Genomic DNA, 15,666 nt, shown 5'->3' on the forward strand with positions numbered 1-15,666 from the left:
ATCCCAAAAGGTCTAAAAGTAAATTTTATCCTCTCTGCAAGTATCTGTAGGATGGTAACTGCATTTTTTCTTTTTGGGCAGCCCTTATTAAAATTTATTCTTATTTTAGGTTATATACATTCATGTCCATTTATGTAAAAAATTCCTGCTGACCTTGTTTATGTCTTGTCAGTCACCATTTGCAAAACCATATTTGACCCTCAAAGAGGCTGAATTTGATAAGCAACTTGCTACATACTCATAATAAGGAGCTAAATAGAACACGAATGGGAAATACACAAATGCTAAACTAAAGAAGATATTGGCCAAAATAAACGCTATACCGAGAGAGAAACTTGATTTTTCAACTTCCTAAAACGGTGTTGTTCAAACATTTCTACTTATTTGTACTTACCAGTTGAACCTACGCTTCCCTAATAAAATGTCTATGTTAAAAAAAGTTAAAAAATCCTCCCACTTTTGTTAGATATATTTTTTTGTGTAATTTTGTAATCGTTATGCGGCAGTAATAATATACATATTAATACGAGTTAGTAATCCTGTAGTTCTCACATGCTACGAGGAGGTATTAAAAGGTGCGTTTCGACAATGCATCTATTGTAGTATATTATTGCTTAATCCAAATGAATATTATAAATTTAGGAATTCTTGCTCACATTGATGCAGGAAAAACTTCCGTAACCGAGAATCTGCTGTTTGCCAGTGGAGCAACGGAAAAGTGCGGCCGTGTGGATAATGGTGACACCATAACGGACTCTATGGATATAGAGAAACGTAGAGGAATTACTGTCCGGGCTTCTACGACATCTATTATCTGGAATGGAGTGAAATGCAATATCATTGACACTCCGGGACACATGGATTTTATTGCGGAAGTGGAGCGGACATTCAAAATGCTTGATGGAGCAGTCCTCATCTTATCCGCAAAGGAAGGCATACAAGCGCAGACAAAGTTGCTGTTCAGTACTTTACAAAAGCTGCAAATCCCGACAATTATATTTATCAATAAGATTGACCGTGCCGGTGTGAATTTGGAGCGTTTGTATATGGATATAAAAACAAATCTGTCGCAAGATGTCCTGTTTATGCAAACTGTTGTCGATGGATCGGTTTATCCGGTTTGCTCCCAAACATATATAAAGGAAGAATACAAAGAATTTGTATGCAACCATGACGACGATATATTAGAACGATATTTGGCGGATAGCGAAATTTCACCGGCTGATTATTGGAATACGATAATCGCTCTTGTGGCAAAAGCCAAAGTCTATCCGGTGCTACATGGATCAGCAATGTTCAATATCGGTATCAATGAGTTGTTGGACGCCATTTCTTCTTTTATACTTCCTCCGGCATCAGTCTCAAACAGACTTTCAGCTTATCTCTATAAGATAGAGCATGACCCCAAAGGGCATAAAAGAAGTTTTCTTAAAATAATTGACGGAAGTCTGAGACTTCGAGACGTTGTAAGAATCAACGATTCGGAAAAATTCATCAAGATTAAAAATCTAAAGACTATTTATCAGGGCAGAGAGATAAATGTTGATGAAGTGGGTGCCAATGATATCGCAATTGTAGAAGATATAGCAGATTTTCGAATAGGAGATTATTTAGGTGCTAAACCTTGTTTGATTCAAGGATTATCCCATCAGCATCCCGCTCTCAAATCCTCCGTCCGGCCAGACAAGCCCGAAGAGAGAAGCAAGGTGATATCCGCTCTGAATACATTGTGGATTGAAGACCCGTCTTTGTCCTTTTCCATAAACTCATATAGTGATGAATTGGAAATCTCGTTATATGGTTTAACCCAGAAGGAAATCATACAGACATTGCTGGAAGAACGATTTTCCGTAAAGGTCCATTTTGATGAGATCAAGACTATCTACAAAGAACGACCTATAAAAAAGGTCAATAAGATTATTCAGATCGAAGTGCCACCCAACCCTTATTGGGCCACAATAGGGCTGACTCTTGAACCCTTGCCGTTAGGAACAGGGTTGCAGATCGAAAGTGACATCTCCTATGGTTATCTGAACCATTCTTTTCAAAATGCCGTTTTTGAAGGGATTCGTATGTCTTGCCAATCGGGATTACATGGATGGGAAGTGACAGATCTGAAAGTAACTTTTACTCAAGCCGAGTATTATAGCCCGGTAAGTACACCTGCTGATTTCAGACAGCTGACCCCTTATGTCTTCAGGCTGGCTTTGCAACAGTCAGGTGTAGACATTCTCGAACCGATGCTATATTTTGAGTTGCAGATCCCCCAGGTGGCGAGTTCCAAAGCTATTACAGATTTGCAAAAAATGATGTCTGAGATTGAAGACATCAGTTGCAATAATGATTGGTGTCATATTAAAGGGAAAGTTCCATTAAATACAAGTAAAGACTATGCCTCAGAAGTAAGTTCATACACTAAGGGCTTAGGCGTTTTTATGGTTAAGCCATGCGGGTATCAAATAACAAAAGGCGATTATTCTGATAATATCCGCATGAACGAAAAAGATAAACTTTTATTCATGTTCCAAAAATCAATGTCATTAAAATAATGGAGCGGTCAGGAAATTTCTATAAGGCAATACGGTTGGGATATATACTTATCTCCATTCTTATCGGATGTATGGCATATAATAGCCTCTATGAATGGCAGGAGATAGAAGCATTAGAACTTGGCAATAAAAAAATAGACGAGCTCCGAAAAGAAATAAACAATATCAATATTCAAATGATAAAATTTTCTCTATTGGGTGAAACAATACTGGAATGGAACGATAAAGATATCGAGCATTACCATGCACGGCGTATGGCAATGGACAGTATGCTCTGCCGTTTCAAGGCCACCTATCCAGCAGAGCGCATCGATAGTGTGCGCAGTCTTTTAGAGGATAAGGAACGACAGATGTTCCAGATAGTCCGGTTAATGGATGAACAACAATCTATTAACAAGAAGATAGCCAATCAAATTCCGGTTATTGTACAGAAAAGTGTGCAGGAACAGTCCAAAAAGCCAAAACGAAAAGGTTTCTTAGGCATATTCGGCAAAAAAAAGGAAGTAACTCCAGCAGTATCAACCACTATCCTTCATTCGGTCAATAGAAACGTAATCAGCGAACAGAAAGTGCAGGATCGCCAATTGTCGGAACAAGCCGACAGCCTTGCAGCTCGTAATGCAGAACTTAACAGACAACTGCAAGAATTGATTTGCCAAATAGAAGAAAAGGTACAAACCGAACTGCAAAGCCGGGAAAACGAAATAGTTGCCATGCGTGAAAAGTCATTTATGCAAGTAGGCGGTTTAATGGGATTCGTTCTTCTATTGTTGTTAATTTCCTACATCATCATACATCGTGATGCAAAAAGCATTAAACAATACAAGCACAAGACAACTGATTTGATAAGGCAACTGGAACAATCCGTACAACGGAACGAGGCACTGATAACGTCAAGGAAGAAGGCGGTACATACTATCACCCATGAACTGCGCACCCCGCTGACCGCCATCGGCGGCAACGCCGAACTGCTGCTGAACGACACGGAAGCGGACAACCGCATCCGTCACGCACAGGCTATCAATGATGCCGCCGGGCGCATGGCAGGGATGATAAACAACCTGCTGGTGTATTTCCGTCTGGACAGCGGCAAGGAAACACCCGTCATAAAGCCGTTCAAACTGCGCTCCATAGCCGAGATATTGGAAACGGAATTTGCACCATTGGCGAAGAACAAAGGACTCGGTTTCAATATAGACGGTGAAACGGACGATATAGTGGGTGGTGACAAAAACCGCATCCTGAGTATCGGGAGCAACCTGCTCTCCAACGCCATCAAATTTACCAAAAACGGAAGTGTCACATTGACAACCGAATATACCAGCGGCATATTTACCTTGTCAGTGTCAGACACAGGCACGGGCATGACAAAGGAACAGCAACTGCGGATATTCGTCCCGTTCGAGCGGCTGGGCAACTCCGTGACGGAGGACGGCTTCGGATTAGGGCTTGCCATCGTCAGCGACACGGTGAAACTGTTGAATGGAAGCATCACAGTGAAAAGCAAACCGGGCAAAGGAAGCCGCTTCACCGTAAGCCTGCCACTGCCCAAAGCGGAGGAAACAATGGCTGCCGAAAAGACAACTGTTAAGCATTCCACGCTTTCCGGCTGCTCCGTGCTGGCGATAGACAACAACGGGATGCTGCTGGACATGATGAAGGAAATGTACAGGCAAAGCGGCGTGAAGTGCGACACCTGCCAAAGCGTGGACGAACTGACGGACCGTATGCGCACAAAGGACTACGACCTGCTGGTAACCGACCTGAAGATGCCGGAGGTGAACGGCTACGGGGTGCTGGAACTGCTGCGCACGTCGGAGATCGGCAACTCGCAGACCATCCCCGTAGTGGCAGCCACCGCCGCAGGCTATGTGGAAGAAAAGGAACTGACGGAAAAAGGATTTGCCGCCGTGCTGTACAAGCCTTATTCCATAGACGAACTGCTTGCAGTCACGGAACGCTGCATCAAGCCAAAGGGCACAAGCAATATAGACCTGTCGCCCCTGCTCGCTTTCGGCGACAAGCGGCGCACGTTGGAAAAGCTGGCGGCCACGACACAATCCGACATGGATGAAGTGCGCAAGGCGGCGGAAGCCGGGGACATGGAGGCGTTGGACAGCTGGATACACCACCTCAGAAGCTCGTGGATGCTGATAAAGGCGGAACAGCCGTTGGCGGTATTGTATGACACAATCCACAAGGGAAAAATATCAGATAACGAAGTAAAGGCTGCCGTTGATGCCGTACTGGCACAAAGCAAACTGATTGTAGATTTGGCGAGGAAGGAGGCGGAACGATGGGCAGAGTAATCGTGATAGAGGACAATCCCGTATTCGCCGGTTATGTGTGCGGACTGCTGGAGAGCAAGGGATTCCAAAGCGTCAGCGCCTCCACCTGCAACGGGGCAAGGAAACTGTTTTCCAAGATGCGGGAGGACGACATCGTGCTTGCCGACCTGCGCCTGCCCGACGGTGACGGCATCGCCCTGCTGGAAGAACTGCGGAGACAGGGCATGAACAATCCCTACATCGTCATGACCGACTACGACGAAGTGCCCACGGCCGTCCGGTCGATGAAGTCAGGCGCGGAAGATTACATCCCGAAGCCGCTGATTGAAGCCAACCTTTTCCCGCTCCTGAAAACCTTGCAGAAAAGGACGGAGCGACATGACGCACCGATTTACGAGCGGCAGAGCGCGGCTTTCCGTGAGATAGAGCGCAGGATAAGGCTGGTCGCCCCGACCAACATGAACGTATTGATATTAGGCGAAAGCGGAACAGGAAAGGAACACATTGCCGGGAAGATACACGCAAGGAGCAAACGGGCAGGCAAGCCCTTTGTGGCGGTGGACTGCGGCCTGCTTTCAAAGGAGCTTGCCGCCTCCGCCCTGTTCGGACATGAGAAAGGGGCGTTCACGGGAGCCGAAAGTAAGAAACAAGGTTTCTGGGAGGAAGCCGCCGGAGGCACGTTGTTCCTTGACGAAATAGGCAACCTGCCCATAGAAGTGCAGCAGATGCTGCTCCGTGCGTTGGAATCCAAAATGTACAGACCCACGGGCGGCGGCAAGGACAGGAAAGCAGATGTGCGCATCATCGCCGCCACCAACGAGGACTTGCCGGCTGCCATCGCCGAAAAACGTTTCCGGGCTGACCTTTACCAACGGTTGAAAGAATACACCCTGCACATACCGCCGCTGCGCGAGTGCAAGGAGGACATCATACCGCTTGCGGAGTTTTTCCTAAACCTTGCCAACGAGGAATTCGAGAAGCAGGTGAAAGGCTTTGACGCGGAGGCAAGAAAACGGCTGCTTGCCTATACATGGGGCGGCAACGTGAGAGAGCTGAAACGGGTCGTGCATTTGGCGGTGCTGCATACCGAGGGCGATACGGTCACGGCGGACACGTTGGAATTCGATGAAATGCCGTTGGCGTCTGACGCTTCACTGGAAATGGACGACATGGAAAAGAAACAGATTATCCGTGCGCTGGAACAGGCGAAAGGCAACCGCAAATTGGCTGCGGCATTGCTCGGCATCGGACGTACCACGCTGTACAACAAGATGAAAGCATACGGAATAAAATAGAAATTGTTGAAATTATGAAAGGAATTACAGGAAAAAGGCTACCTTTGTAGCAACATTTGAGAAAAGTCGTGTGCGGAAAATTAAAATTCCGCCCGATAAAGATATAGTATAGAATAAGACCGCAAGACGCATCTGGTGAGAATCTGGACAATTTGAACTACGGAAGGCGATTGCGTGATGCTTATGCTATGCCTCGGCATAGCGTGCAGTCACGTACATTCCGTAGAGGCAGTCCAGAGCCGTCATCAGAAAGTAGTGTGAATTGCACGCTATTTTCATTTGTCGGCTTCGGTCATAACCATTAAAAAACAGACCGAATGGGAAAAGTCGTATTATTCGCCGTTCTCACGATGGACGGATGCCTTGCGGACAGCTCACGGGAAGCGCAGGAATGGCTTTCCAAAACAGACGTGCCCGACAGGTTCGGGATGGCCGGAATGAAGGAAACCGCCCGTCCGCTCTCCGAATACACCTCCCTCACCATGCTGTCGCTTGACAAGTCCGACAGCACCTGCCTGATAGAAGCCAACACCGCTACCACCGGTATCATCAACGGCATGATACGCATGTACCTGCCGGATGAAATCATCCTCTGCACGATACCCGTCATTGCAGGGAACGGCTGCCGTCTGTTCCAAGGCCATCTGCCCGGAAGCGAATGGACACGGGATGAAATGAAGGCGTACAAGGACGGCTCGCTGAAAGCCGTGTACCGCAGGAGGGACGGCGCAAGTGTTCAGAAAATGAACACTTCCCTGCTCAAAAAAGTGTTCAGATTCTGAACACGTGTTCACTTTCTGAACACTTTTGGAAATCCGTTTTTAGGCTTTCCAATTTATTTTCAACAAAAATATCGCTGGCTGTCAATAATTTACAAATCTGGCGGCAAAAAATTCTTCCCGCTGGACTGCCATTTGCCGCATAGTTTTATGTGCGCACATATTCAACCCATGTGTAACAACATAAAACTGATAAGCAAATGGAACATCTCATACTGACCGAGACGGAATTCTTCCGTCTGATAGACAACCCCGACAGCCGCACAGAACTGGGTGCGGCATACAACGAGTTCACCACGGCGGTCGTGTCGCTCTGTACGGGAGCGGCAAGCCCCTGCCACCCATTGCCTGCTCTGAGCTATGTGGAAACGGAACTGCAATACCACAAAGCCATACGGAACCCAAACACTGAACACAGCATATATGTGCGAAAAGCACTCGCTTTCGTGCGCAGGATGCTTAAAATCATTACCATCCCACACAGCCAAGTGCCGCCACTATCCTCCATCCCCTACAAAGACGAAAAGAAAGACGACACGCCTGCCGATGCCCCGCCGATGCGGTGGACGGGCAAGGCGTCCGACCTCGTGGAGCTTATCTACGGCGTCAGCGAGATGGGCTGCATCAACGGCGGCGAAGCCTCGCTGAAGGAGATAGCCGCCTACTTCTACAAGGTTTTCGGCGTACAGGCGAAAGGCTGCTACAATATCTACAATGACATCAAGATGCGCAAAAACGAGAGCCGCACCTACTTCCTCGACCGTGCGGCGGAAAAGGTGAACAGACGGATGCTGCTGGACGAGGAACGGGAGCGGATGAGAAGATAAAACATTTTTGTTAATCATACAAAACAAAGAGGGCAAGGGGGCGTGTGAGTGTCTCCTTGCCTGTTTTTTTAAGTCATAACATATAGAAATAGCGTAAAACTTTCTTTTTCGGCAGGGCAATTTATTATTTTTGTAAACCAAAGAGCAAGACGATGGAAACAGACAATCTCAATAGCATACAAGACCTGATAGCAGAAAAGGAAGGCGGCAAGGTTGAGTTCAAGCAGACCACCGGGCAGTTGGAGCGCGGCATGGAAACGCTGTGCGCCTTCCTCAACGGTGAAGGCGGCACGGTACTGTTCGGCGTGTCAGACAACGGGAAAATCATCGGGCAGGAAGTGAGCGACAAGACGAAGCGGGAGATTGCGGAAGCCATCGGCAGATTGGAGCCGACTGCCACGGTACAGGTTTCATACGTGCCCTTGCCAGACGGTGAAAAGAGAATCATCACCCTCCATGTTGAAGACGCAAGGATGGAACGCCCGTTCACTTATAAGAGTCGCCCTTATATGCGTGTGGAAAGCACCACTGTCGCCATGCCACAACAAAAATACAATGAGTTGTTGCTCGACCGCGACGGTGTGCGTCACCGCTGGGAACTGTTTGACGACCCTGATTTAACATTAAATGACATTGATGAGAACGAGGTGCTTAAAACTGTCCGTCTGGGAATAGACTGCGGACGCCTGCCGGAAAATACGGGAAACGACATTCCTGTCATTCTTGAAAAATTCAGCCTGATGAGGAACGGCGTACTGAACCATGCAGCCGCCATCCTGTTTGCCAACCGGGAAATGCCGGCAAACTATCCCCAATGCCTGCTGCGCCTGGCGCGTTTCAGAGGAACTGACAAGATGGAATTCATAGACAGCCAACGCATTTACGGCAATATATTCCAACTGCTTGACGCTGCAATGGCTTTCCTGTTCAAACACCTTTCATTGTCGGGCAGGATTGAGGGGCTGGAACGTGAAGAACATTTGTCTGTGCCTTATAAGGCCGTAAGGGAAGGTGTGCTAAACTCGTTGGCTCACCGCAGTTACAGGGAAGCCGGAGGCTCTGTCGGCATCGCCATATACGATGACCGTGTGGAAATAGAAAATCCCGGTTCTTTCCCGCATGGCTGGGATGTGGAGAGGATGGCGTCCGAGCATTGTTCGGAACCTCAAAATCCAATAATCGCCAATGTCCTTTATAAAAGGAAACTGTTGGAGAATTGGGGGCGCGGCATCAGCTTGATGGAGGAGGAGTGTCGCAAAGCCGGATTGCCCTCTCCAGAATACAGGCTTGGAGGCGGTTTTGTCGTGCTTGTATTCCGCTACATGCCAAAAGCCATGGGGGAAAATCCCATAGTTACCCCACAGTTACCCCATAGTAATCCCACAGTCACCCCACAGGTCGGCAAACTAATCGCAGCCCTGTCGGATGGCATCTATTCACCCAAGGAGATGATGGAAGCAATCGGTTTGAAGGACAGAAGCAATTTCTTGGAAAATTATTTGAACGCCGCCATCGGGCTTGAACTGGTGGAAGCTGTATATCCTGATTTGACCAAGCATAGTCCCAAGCAGAAATACCGGCTTACCGAACAGGGAAAGGCAGTGTTGAAAGGGAACAAGTAATATGGCGAAAAAGAAAAAGCGGAAACATGGTATAAAGCCAGACTTGCCGATAATCATTGATTACGGCGGCGACTTGGTGTCCGTCTATGACCCGGTATCCGTCATGCCATACAGCGAACCGCCCATTACGGAAAGGACACGCTACAAGAAACTGAACGCGGAACAAAAGGCGGCTTTCAAGTCAATGTTTGTGTCTGCCGTTACCTCCTATTGGAATGAGAACCGGCTGATACCTTTCGGGGAGGATATGGCAGACATCCGGAAATGGATGTTGGAAGCCTTCGCCGAAGAATACGGCATCTTGATGAAGGAAGACAGCGAGTTGAAAAACTATCTGATGACCCTTGTCATTTCCACCCTCAACAAGCTGCTCAAAGCAGAAAAGAAGATACAAGAAAAGGAAAATCCGTAACCCGGTCGTGAATTGAACCGAGCTACGGATTTTCTCTTTTCGCCTGTGGCGTATTACTTATTCTGCAACAGGTGTTGCAGTTCGGGGTCGGACTGGATGCGCTGTAACTCGTCGGCGACAATCTGCCGCACCTCCGCACGGATGCGGTTGTAGTTCTCCTGAATCATCTCCTTCATGCGGTCGTTGCCGTCGGCATCGGTGAAGTCCGTGATGACGGGGATGGGCTTGTAAGCCTGCTCCTCGCGTCTCACCTTCTCGGCATCCACCACTATCTCACAATGAAAAATCTTCTGCTCGATGCGCTCGTTGAAGTTGTCCGCCACCGCACCGACGAACATGCCCTGCGTGAGCGTGGAAATCTTGCTTGCCGGGATAAGGATCTCCATCTGCGTGTTGATGGAGGTGGACTTGTCCTCGCGGTTGATGGTGATGCTCTGCCGCTTCTGCAAGATTTTGCCGAAACGCTCCGAAAGGGTCTTGGCGGTCTCGCCGACCACCTGACCGGAGAAGATGTTGCCCACCGTGTTCATCACTACGGCGGCTTCCTTGTCGCCGTAGTCGCGCTTCAACTGTGAGAAGTCCTGAAAGCCGAGGCAGACCGCCACCTTGTTGCTTCGGGCAGTGGCGATAAGGTTGTCCAGCCCCTTGAAGTAAATGGTAGGCAGCTCGTCTATGATTACCGCCGACTTCAGCTTGCCCTTCTTGTTGATGAGCTTCACGATGCGTGAATTGTACAAGCCCAATGCCGCACCGTAGATGTTCTGACGGTCGGGGTTGTTGCCGACACAGAGTATCTTCGGCTCGTCGGGATTGTTGATGTCGAGGGTAAACTCGCTGTCGGACATGACCCAATAGAGCTGCGGGGAAATCATACGGGATAGCGGTATCTTCGCCGACGCTATCTGTCCGGCAAGCTGTTCCATCGCGCCGCCCTGCCAAGCGTCCATAAAGGGTGAAAGATAGTTTTCCAGTTCGGGATAACTGGTGAGGATAGGGAAAATGTCCTCATACCGTCTGTTCAACAACTCAATGGCGTGTGGGAAGGTGCAATATTTTCCATCCTGATAAATCCGTAAAAACCAGATAATACTGGCAAACAGTATAATCGGACTCTCCACGAAGAAGTCGCCCTGCTTTTGCACCCAAGTCTTGTTCAAATTTAATAAAATGGTGTAGGCGCTCTCGTAGGCATCGGTAATGTCTTCCATGAAATCGGGGTGAATGGGATTACAGCGGTGCGAGCGGCGCGGGTCGTCGAAGTTTATCACGTAGAACTTCGGCTTGACCTTATATCCTTCCGGGTGGTTCATCAGGTGGTTGTAGGCAATGGTCGATAAGTCGCTGAATTTGAAATCATAGATATACATTGAATAACCTTTCTCAATCTGTTGCTTGATAAAACTGTTTACCACGGCATACGACTTGCCGCTGCCCGGCGTGCCCAACACGATGGACGCACGGAACGGGTTTACCACGTTGATGTACCCGTCGTTCCACTTCTTCCTGTAATAGAAGCGTGTGGGCAGGTTCACCGAATACTCGTTCTCGATGAGCCGCGTTTCCTGCTGGAAACTCTCGTTCTCCACGTTGAACACGTCTTCCATGAGGTTGGTGCGCAGAAGGCGGCTCATCCATGTGCCGGACATCAGCAGGCAGACATAGCCCGCCGCAACGGTGGCGGTGTACAATGCCGCGTTTGCTTCTACGGGCAACGGCAGGGACAATATCCACCAGTTCAGAAAGAACAGCACCAGCCCTGCGGCAAGCACCGTCCAAATCCTTGCCCACGTGATTTTTTCCTCCTTGACCCCCTTCGTGCCCAGACACGAGAGTGCCAGCAGCACCAACGCAAAGAGTTTCGTATAAAGGATGGAGCGGAACAATCCTGCGGTGCGGTCGAAGTTCATCAGTACCCTGTCCACCACGCCGATGTCGATGCCCCACAGCCTTACGGCTTCGTAACAATACCAATAGAGGTGGATGACCACCATTAAAATGCTTACGGCACGCAGAAAATCCATGATTTTCGCCAATGCCCTCAAATCGTCTTCCTGTTGTGACATAAATCTGTTTCTTTTTTAAGTTGATGAAAAAATGGATTACAGCCCCAAACCCTTGCGGCGTTTCTTCCGCCTGCGTTTGAGGTCACGCTCGAAGGCGGCTTCCTGAGCCTGTGCGCCCGACGCATCGCCACCGAGCAGCCCCAAGCCGGTGGAGTGCCCCTCGCCGTGTTCCTCATAGGAACGGATGTCTGCCTGTGGCGTGTCCTCCGTAATGGTGAACGGTATCGGCGGAGTGCCGGCATACGGCAGGGTGAAATGCTCCTGCAAGGCGTTGGCGGAAAACTCCCTGCCCAAGCGCGAGCCGTTCAGCACGCAGCCCGTGCGGTGGTCGATGAAGGTCGCCCCGTAGATGCGCCCCTCGTCCGTATGGCGGAACACCACATCCACGCCCTTTGCATGAAGCAGGCCGATGAACTCCTCCTTGCGGTATGTCCGGGCGAGCGCGGCGGCGACGGTCTTGCGTGTCCTATCCGCCAGACGCTTGTCGCGGATCTGCCCTTTGGAAAGTTCAAACCTGCGCAGCACGGCTTCATAGCCGACGGACTTCCCGATACGGGATGCCTTGAAAGGATTGCCCACTCTGTTCCCGGCATCGTCGGTGGCGGCATAGACCAGTCCGTGATACTCGCGCCCGTCCACGTTGCCACGGGCTTCCTCCACCGTGACGTTGTAGAGGGAGAGCAGGGCGCGGTATTCGCCCATCGTCTGGAACTTGTAGGTCGCCATGACCGCCTTGGCGGTGTTCGCCACCTGACGCTTCACGTCGCCTTGCGAAGCATCCACTTTCCGCAAGGGGTTGTCATGGCGGTGCTGCCTGCGGTCTGCGGGGTGCAGGCCGTACTTGCGTTCCAGCTCGGTGGTGATGCGCTTGCTGCGGCGGTGGATGAAGTCCTTGTTCAGCCGCCTGCCCCGCTCGTCCACATTGACGGAAACGATGTGCAGGTGGTGGCGGTTGATGTCCTCGTGCTTGAAGATAAGAAAGGGCTGGTCGCCGTAGCCCAGCTTTTCCAGATACTCCCGCGCAAGCTGTTCCATCTCCATGTCCGTCAGGCGGTCGTCGGGATGCGGATTGAGGGAGATGTGGATGACCTTGTTCCGTGTACGCACGTTCTCCGGCATATAGCGCCGGAAGTCCTCCACGGCACGGGCGATGTCCACCCGTCCGCTGCCGTCGTCGAAGACCTTGTTCACGGCGAGGAGCTTGCCCTCGCCCTCGTTCACCTTCAGTCCGTTGTAGGCGAGTGCGCCGTACAGCGACGTGCCTACATTGATTTTTGCGACCATCTTCCCTCAAACTCTTTGGACAGTTCCATGACTTGGCGCATCAATGCCGCCAGTTCCTTCGTGCATTGCTCCAGCCGGTAGAGCAATGCCATCGCCTTTTTCTCGGAGAAATGGCAACGCAGTTCCTTGACCGTTTGGTTGTAGTTGTTGCCGATGGCACGGTACTGCGTATGAAAGGCGGAGAGCTTCGTGCAGTAGTCGAGCAGAGCCTTGTCCGTGACCAATACCCGGAAGGGCTGCCCGAAGAAGTGCGCCTTCAGGAACACCGCCTTCGCGTACACGCCGGACTTCTCGTACATGGCGAGGAACCTGAGCCATTCCCCGTCGTCAAAACGCACTATCACGCAGTGCGACTTGCGGCTTTCTTTCGGGTGCCGCCCCCACTTGGGGCTTGCAGCCCCGTTCTTGTTCTCGTTCATATTACAATGGATTTAGTGGTGTCACGGCCTAAGCGCAGCTTCCGGCAACCGCACCGCAGGTAGGAAAACAGGCTTCCCGACTTCGGAGAGGAAGCCCCTCCCCGCAAGGGGCAAGGTCGTTTCGGGAGTAACCCGAAACCCTTTGAGTAACTCAAAGGACACCTTGCTGTGTCTTAGAGGACACAAAAATCCGTAGCAGACGGATTGGGGTAAACCTGTCATTCCCGACTTGACTGGGTATCGGTCGCCCGATACCCTCCGGCTGCCCAAAAGAAGGACGGAGCCGGGGCCTGCGGTACGCGCCGGGAGCATTGCCCTGCCGCTTGGGTGCAAAGGTAGGGGGTAAATCCGGGTCGGAAAGGGGCTGAGGAACGCCACAGGCTACCACATTGGCGCCAAATGCTGCCACGCAAGGGCAAAGGGACATAAGTTCGGCGAAAGTCCCTTTCCTTTGCGGTCGGAATGGCCGGCACGCCTTCCTGCCGTCGGGCTGGCATCCTTGCCCTTCCGCCTGCATCCCTGCCTGCCCTTGTGCCTGCCTGCCGGCACGGGGGCATACAGGCAAGAACGCAACGGGACGGTCGGGATTAAAAGATGTGCAAACGGAGGAAGCGACAGGGAAAGCGGCGGCAAAGGCGGGCGAACAACGCCACAAGCTGCCACATCGGAGCCAAATGCTGCCACGCACCGGCGGAGTGATACAACCTTGGCGAAAGTCCCTTTCCTTTGCAGTCGGAATGGCCGGCACGCCTTCCTGCCGTCGGGCTGGCATCCTTGCCCTCCCGCCTGCCTTCCTGCCTGCCCCCGTGCCTGCCTGCCGGCAGAAAGGCACAAGGGCAGGACAGGAGGCCGGACTGCCAGCCTGTTTGCACGGGCGGCTGCCTGCCAGACCATGAGCTGATGTTTAACGATAAATAAAAAAGAAAGCATGAAAAAAGAACCTTTGTTCATCGCCTTCTCCACCCAGAAGGGAGGGGCCGGCAAAACGACACTCACCGTGCTGATGGCGAGTTACCTGTATTACGTGAAGGGGTATGACGTGGCGGTCGTGGACTGCGACTATCCCCAGTTCAGCATCAAGGACATGCGCGAGCGTGACCTGAAGAACATCGAACGCAACCCGTACCTGCGCAAGCTGGCATACGACCAGTTCAAGCGCATTGGCAAACGTGCCTACCCGATCGTGGGCAGCCGACCCGACAATGCGATAGAAACGGTCAAGCCCTTCATTGAGTCGGCGACACCGCCCGATTTCATCTTCTTCGACCTGACGGGCACGGTGAACAACCTCGGACTAATCAAGACAGTAGCGACAATGGATTACATCTTCTGCCCGATAGCCGCCGACCGTTTCATCATGGAAAGCTCGCTGAAATATGCAAGCATCATCAACGACACGTTGATCACCACCGGCAAGTCGAACATCAAGGGCATCCGCCTCTTGTGGAACATGGTGGACAAGCGCGAGAAGACCGACCTGTACGACATCTACGACAAGGTGATAGCCGGGATGGGGCTTGAAGTGCTGAACACCAGCCTGCCCGACAGCAAGCGTTTCCGCAAGGAAGGCTCGGAGGAAGGCGACCGCCCGTTTTTCCGCTCCACATTGCTGCCGCCGGACAAGGCGCTGGCGAAAGGAAGCGGCATCGACGCCCTTGCGGAAGAAATACTCGGCATCGTAAAGCGTTGAACCGATGGCGAAGAAACTCGATGTCGATATTGACCCCGGCAAGTTCCTGGACTCGTTCCGTCCGGAGATGCCCGCGCCCGCCGCCCCGGAAGAGGCCGTGACGGAAGGAAATGCCCCGGAGAAAGCGGCAAGCGCGGCGGAGAAGCCGCAGGCAAAGACGAGAAAGGAAGAGGCGAAGAAAGAAGAGGCCTATCTGGAACGCTTCCTATACGCTCCGAGAGTTCCCGTGTGTTCGGGCAAGACCGCTTACATCCGCAAAAGTTACCATGAACGGATACAGCGCATCGTGCAAGTCATCGGGAAAAACGGGCTTACGCTGTCGGTCTATGTGGACCGCGTGCTGGAGCAACACTTCCGCGAGTACGAGGAGGTGATCCGCCGGTTATACCGGAAAAATTACGAGGACATTTATTGATTATTCACCCTTAAAAACGAAAA

12 protein-coding genes are annotated in these 15,666 nt (G+C 50.9%); 9 read left to right on the forward strand and 3 right to left on the reverse strand.

Translation table 11 applies throughout. From position 1 onward, the window contains the following. The first annotated feature begins 623 nt into the window (after window positions 1-623). From tet(Q) to ABGT88_RS07090, 7 genes are all read left to right on the forward strand, one after another. On the forward strand, window positions 624-2,549 hold the full coding sequence (gene tet(Q) / locus ABGT88_RS07060; protein WP_346701214.1) for a tetracycline resistance ribosomal protection protein Tet(Q): 1,926 nt from the start codon (window positions 624-626) through the stop codon (window positions 2,547-2,549). Next, entirely contained in the window at window positions 2,549-4,858 is a 2,310-nt protein-coding gene (locus ABGT88_RS07065) for a hybrid sensor histidine kinase/response regulator (protein ID WP_346701216.1), read from the forward strand. Before tet(Q) ends, ABGT88_RS07065 begins: the two co-directional genes overlap by 1 nt. Beyond that, window positions 4,846-6,132 carry a sigma-54 dependent transcriptional regulator gene (locus ABGT88_RS07070; protein WP_346701218.1) on the forward strand — a complete coding sequence of 429 codons (1,287 nt, stop codon included), beginning with the start codon at window positions 4,846-4,848 and terminating at the stop codon, window positions 6,130-6,132. The genes ABGT88_RS07065 and ABGT88_RS07070 overlap by 13 nt, the downstream gene beginning before the upstream one ends. Window positions 6,133-6,449: 317 nt before the next feature. Continuing rightward, on the forward strand, window positions 6,450-6,914 hold the full coding sequence (locus ABGT88_RS07075) for a hypothetical protein (RefSeq protein ID WP_178488312.1): 465 nt from the start codon (window positions 6,450-6,452) through the stop codon (window positions 6,912-6,914). 197 nt (window positions 6,915-7,111) lie between these two features. Continuing rightward, entirely contained in the window at window positions 7,112-7,738 is a 627-nt protein-coding gene (locus tag ABGT88_RS07080; protein WP_346701221.1) for an RteC domain-containing protein, read from the forward strand. Window positions 7,739-7,890: 152 nt separating this feature from the next. Continuing rightward, the gene (locus tag ABGT88_RS07085; protein ID WP_298112508.1) at window positions 7,891-9,360 is read left to right on the forward strand and encodes an ATP-binding protein; all 1,470 of its coding nucleotides are present in this window, start codon (window positions 7,891-7,893) and stop codon (window positions 9,358-9,360) included. A gap of 1 nt (window position 9,361) precedes the next feature. Further along, window positions 9,362-9,772: a hypothetical protein gene (locus tag ABGT88_RS07090; RefSeq protein ID WP_204433019.1), complete on the forward strand. Its 411-nt coding sequence runs from the start codon at window positions 9,362-9,364 to the stop codon at window positions 9,770-9,772. 53 nt (window positions 9,773-9,825) lie between these two features. On the opposite strand, the gene mobC is transcribed toward ABGT88_RS07090, so the two are convergent. Genes mobC through mobA form a run of 3 tightly spaced genes read right to left on the reverse strand, consistent with a single transcriptional unit; the run spans window position 9,826 to window position 13,538 of the window. Continuing rightward, window positions 9,826-11,835: a conjugal transfer protein MobC gene (gene mobC / locus ABGT88_RS07095; RefSeq protein WP_346701223.1), complete on the reverse strand. Its 2,010-nt coding sequence runs from the start codon at window positions 11,833-11,835 to the stop codon at window positions 9,826-9,828. 36 nt (window positions 11,836-11,871) lie between these two features. Continuing rightward, window positions 11,872-13,119 carry a conjugal transfer protein MobB gene (gene mobB / locus ABGT88_RS07100; RefSeq protein WP_346701225.1) on the reverse strand — a complete coding sequence of 416 codons (1,248 nt, stop codon included), beginning with the start codon at window positions 13,117-13,119 and terminating at the stop codon, window positions 11,872-11,874. Further along, the gene (mobA, locus tag ABGT88_RS07105) at window positions 13,098-13,538 is read right to left on the reverse strand and encodes a conjugal transfer protein MobA (RefSeq protein WP_346701227.1); all 441 of its coding nucleotides are present in this window, start codon (window positions 13,536-13,538) and stop codon (window positions 13,098-13,100) included. Before mobA ends, mobB begins: the two co-directional genes overlap by 22 nt. Window positions 13,539-14,466: 928 nt before the next feature. On the opposite strand from mobA, the gene ABGT88_RS07110 reads away from it, so the two are divergent. After that, window positions 14,467-15,228 carry a ParA family protein gene (locus ABGT88_RS07110; protein ID WP_205109258.1) on the forward strand — a complete coding sequence of 254 codons (762 nt, stop codon included), beginning with the start codon at window positions 14,467-14,469 and terminating at the stop codon, window positions 15,226-15,228. A gap of 4 nt (window positions 15,229-15,232) precedes the next feature. Further along, window positions 15,233-15,643, forward strand: a complete 411-nt coding sequence (locus ABGT88_RS07115) for a DUF3408 domain-containing protein (RefSeq protein WP_071148921.1) — start codon at window positions 15,233-15,235, stop codon at window positions 15,641-15,643. The last annotated feature ends 23 nt before the right edge of the window (window positions 15,644-15,666 follow it).

The sequence above is a fragment of the Barnesiella sp. An22 genome (genome assembly GCF_963931395.1).
Taxonomy (GTDB): domain Bacteria; phylum Bacteroidota; class Bacteroidia; order Bacteroidales; family Barnesiellaceae; genus Barnesiella; species Barnesiella merdigallinarum.

Bases quoted from the DNA above. Each gene is read 5' to 3' on its own strand.
- mobB (WP_346701225.1), bottom strand. From the start codon at position 13,119: ATGGTCGCAAAAATCAATGTAGGCACGTCGCTGTACGGCGCACTCGCC.
- ABGT88_RS07085 (WP_298112508.1), top strand. From the start codon at position 7,891: ATGGAAACAGACAATCTCAATAGCATACAAGACCTGATAGCAGAAAAG.
- mobA (WP_346701227.1), bottom strand. From the start codon at position 13,538: ATGAACGAGAACAAGAACGGGGCTGCAAGCCCCAAGTGGGGGCGGCAC.
- ABGT88_RS07115 (WP_071148921.1), top strand. From the start codon at position 15,233: ATGGCGAAGAAACTCGATGTCGATATTGACCCCGGCAAGTTCCTGGAC.
- mobC (WP_346701223.1), bottom strand. From the start codon at position 11,835: ATGTCACAACAGGAAGACGATTTGAGGGCATTGGCGAAAATCATGGAT.
- ABGT88_RS07065 (WP_346701216.1), top strand. From the start codon at position 2,549: ATGGAGCGGTCAGGAAATTTCTATAAGGCAATACGGTTGGGATATATA.
- ABGT88_RS07075 (WP_178488312.1), top strand. From the start codon at position 6,450: ATGGGAAAAGTCGTATTATTCGCCGTTCTCACGATGGACGGATGCCTT.
- ABGT88_RS07090 (WP_204433019.1), top strand. From the start codon at position 9,362: ATGGCGAAAAAGAAAAAGCGGAAACATGGTATAAAGCCAGACTTGCCG.
- ABGT88_RS07080 (WP_346701221.1), top strand. From the start codon at position 7,112: ATGGAACATCTCATACTGACCGAGACGGAATTCTTCCGTCTGATAGAC.
- ABGT88_RS07070 (WP_346701218.1), top strand. From the start codon at position 4,846: ATGGGCAGAGTAATCGTGATAGAGGACAATCCCGTATTCGCCGGTTAT.
- ABGT88_RS07110 (WP_205109258.1), top strand. From the start codon at position 14,467: ATGAAAAAAGAACCTTTGTTCATCGCCTTCTCCACCCAGAAGGGAGGG.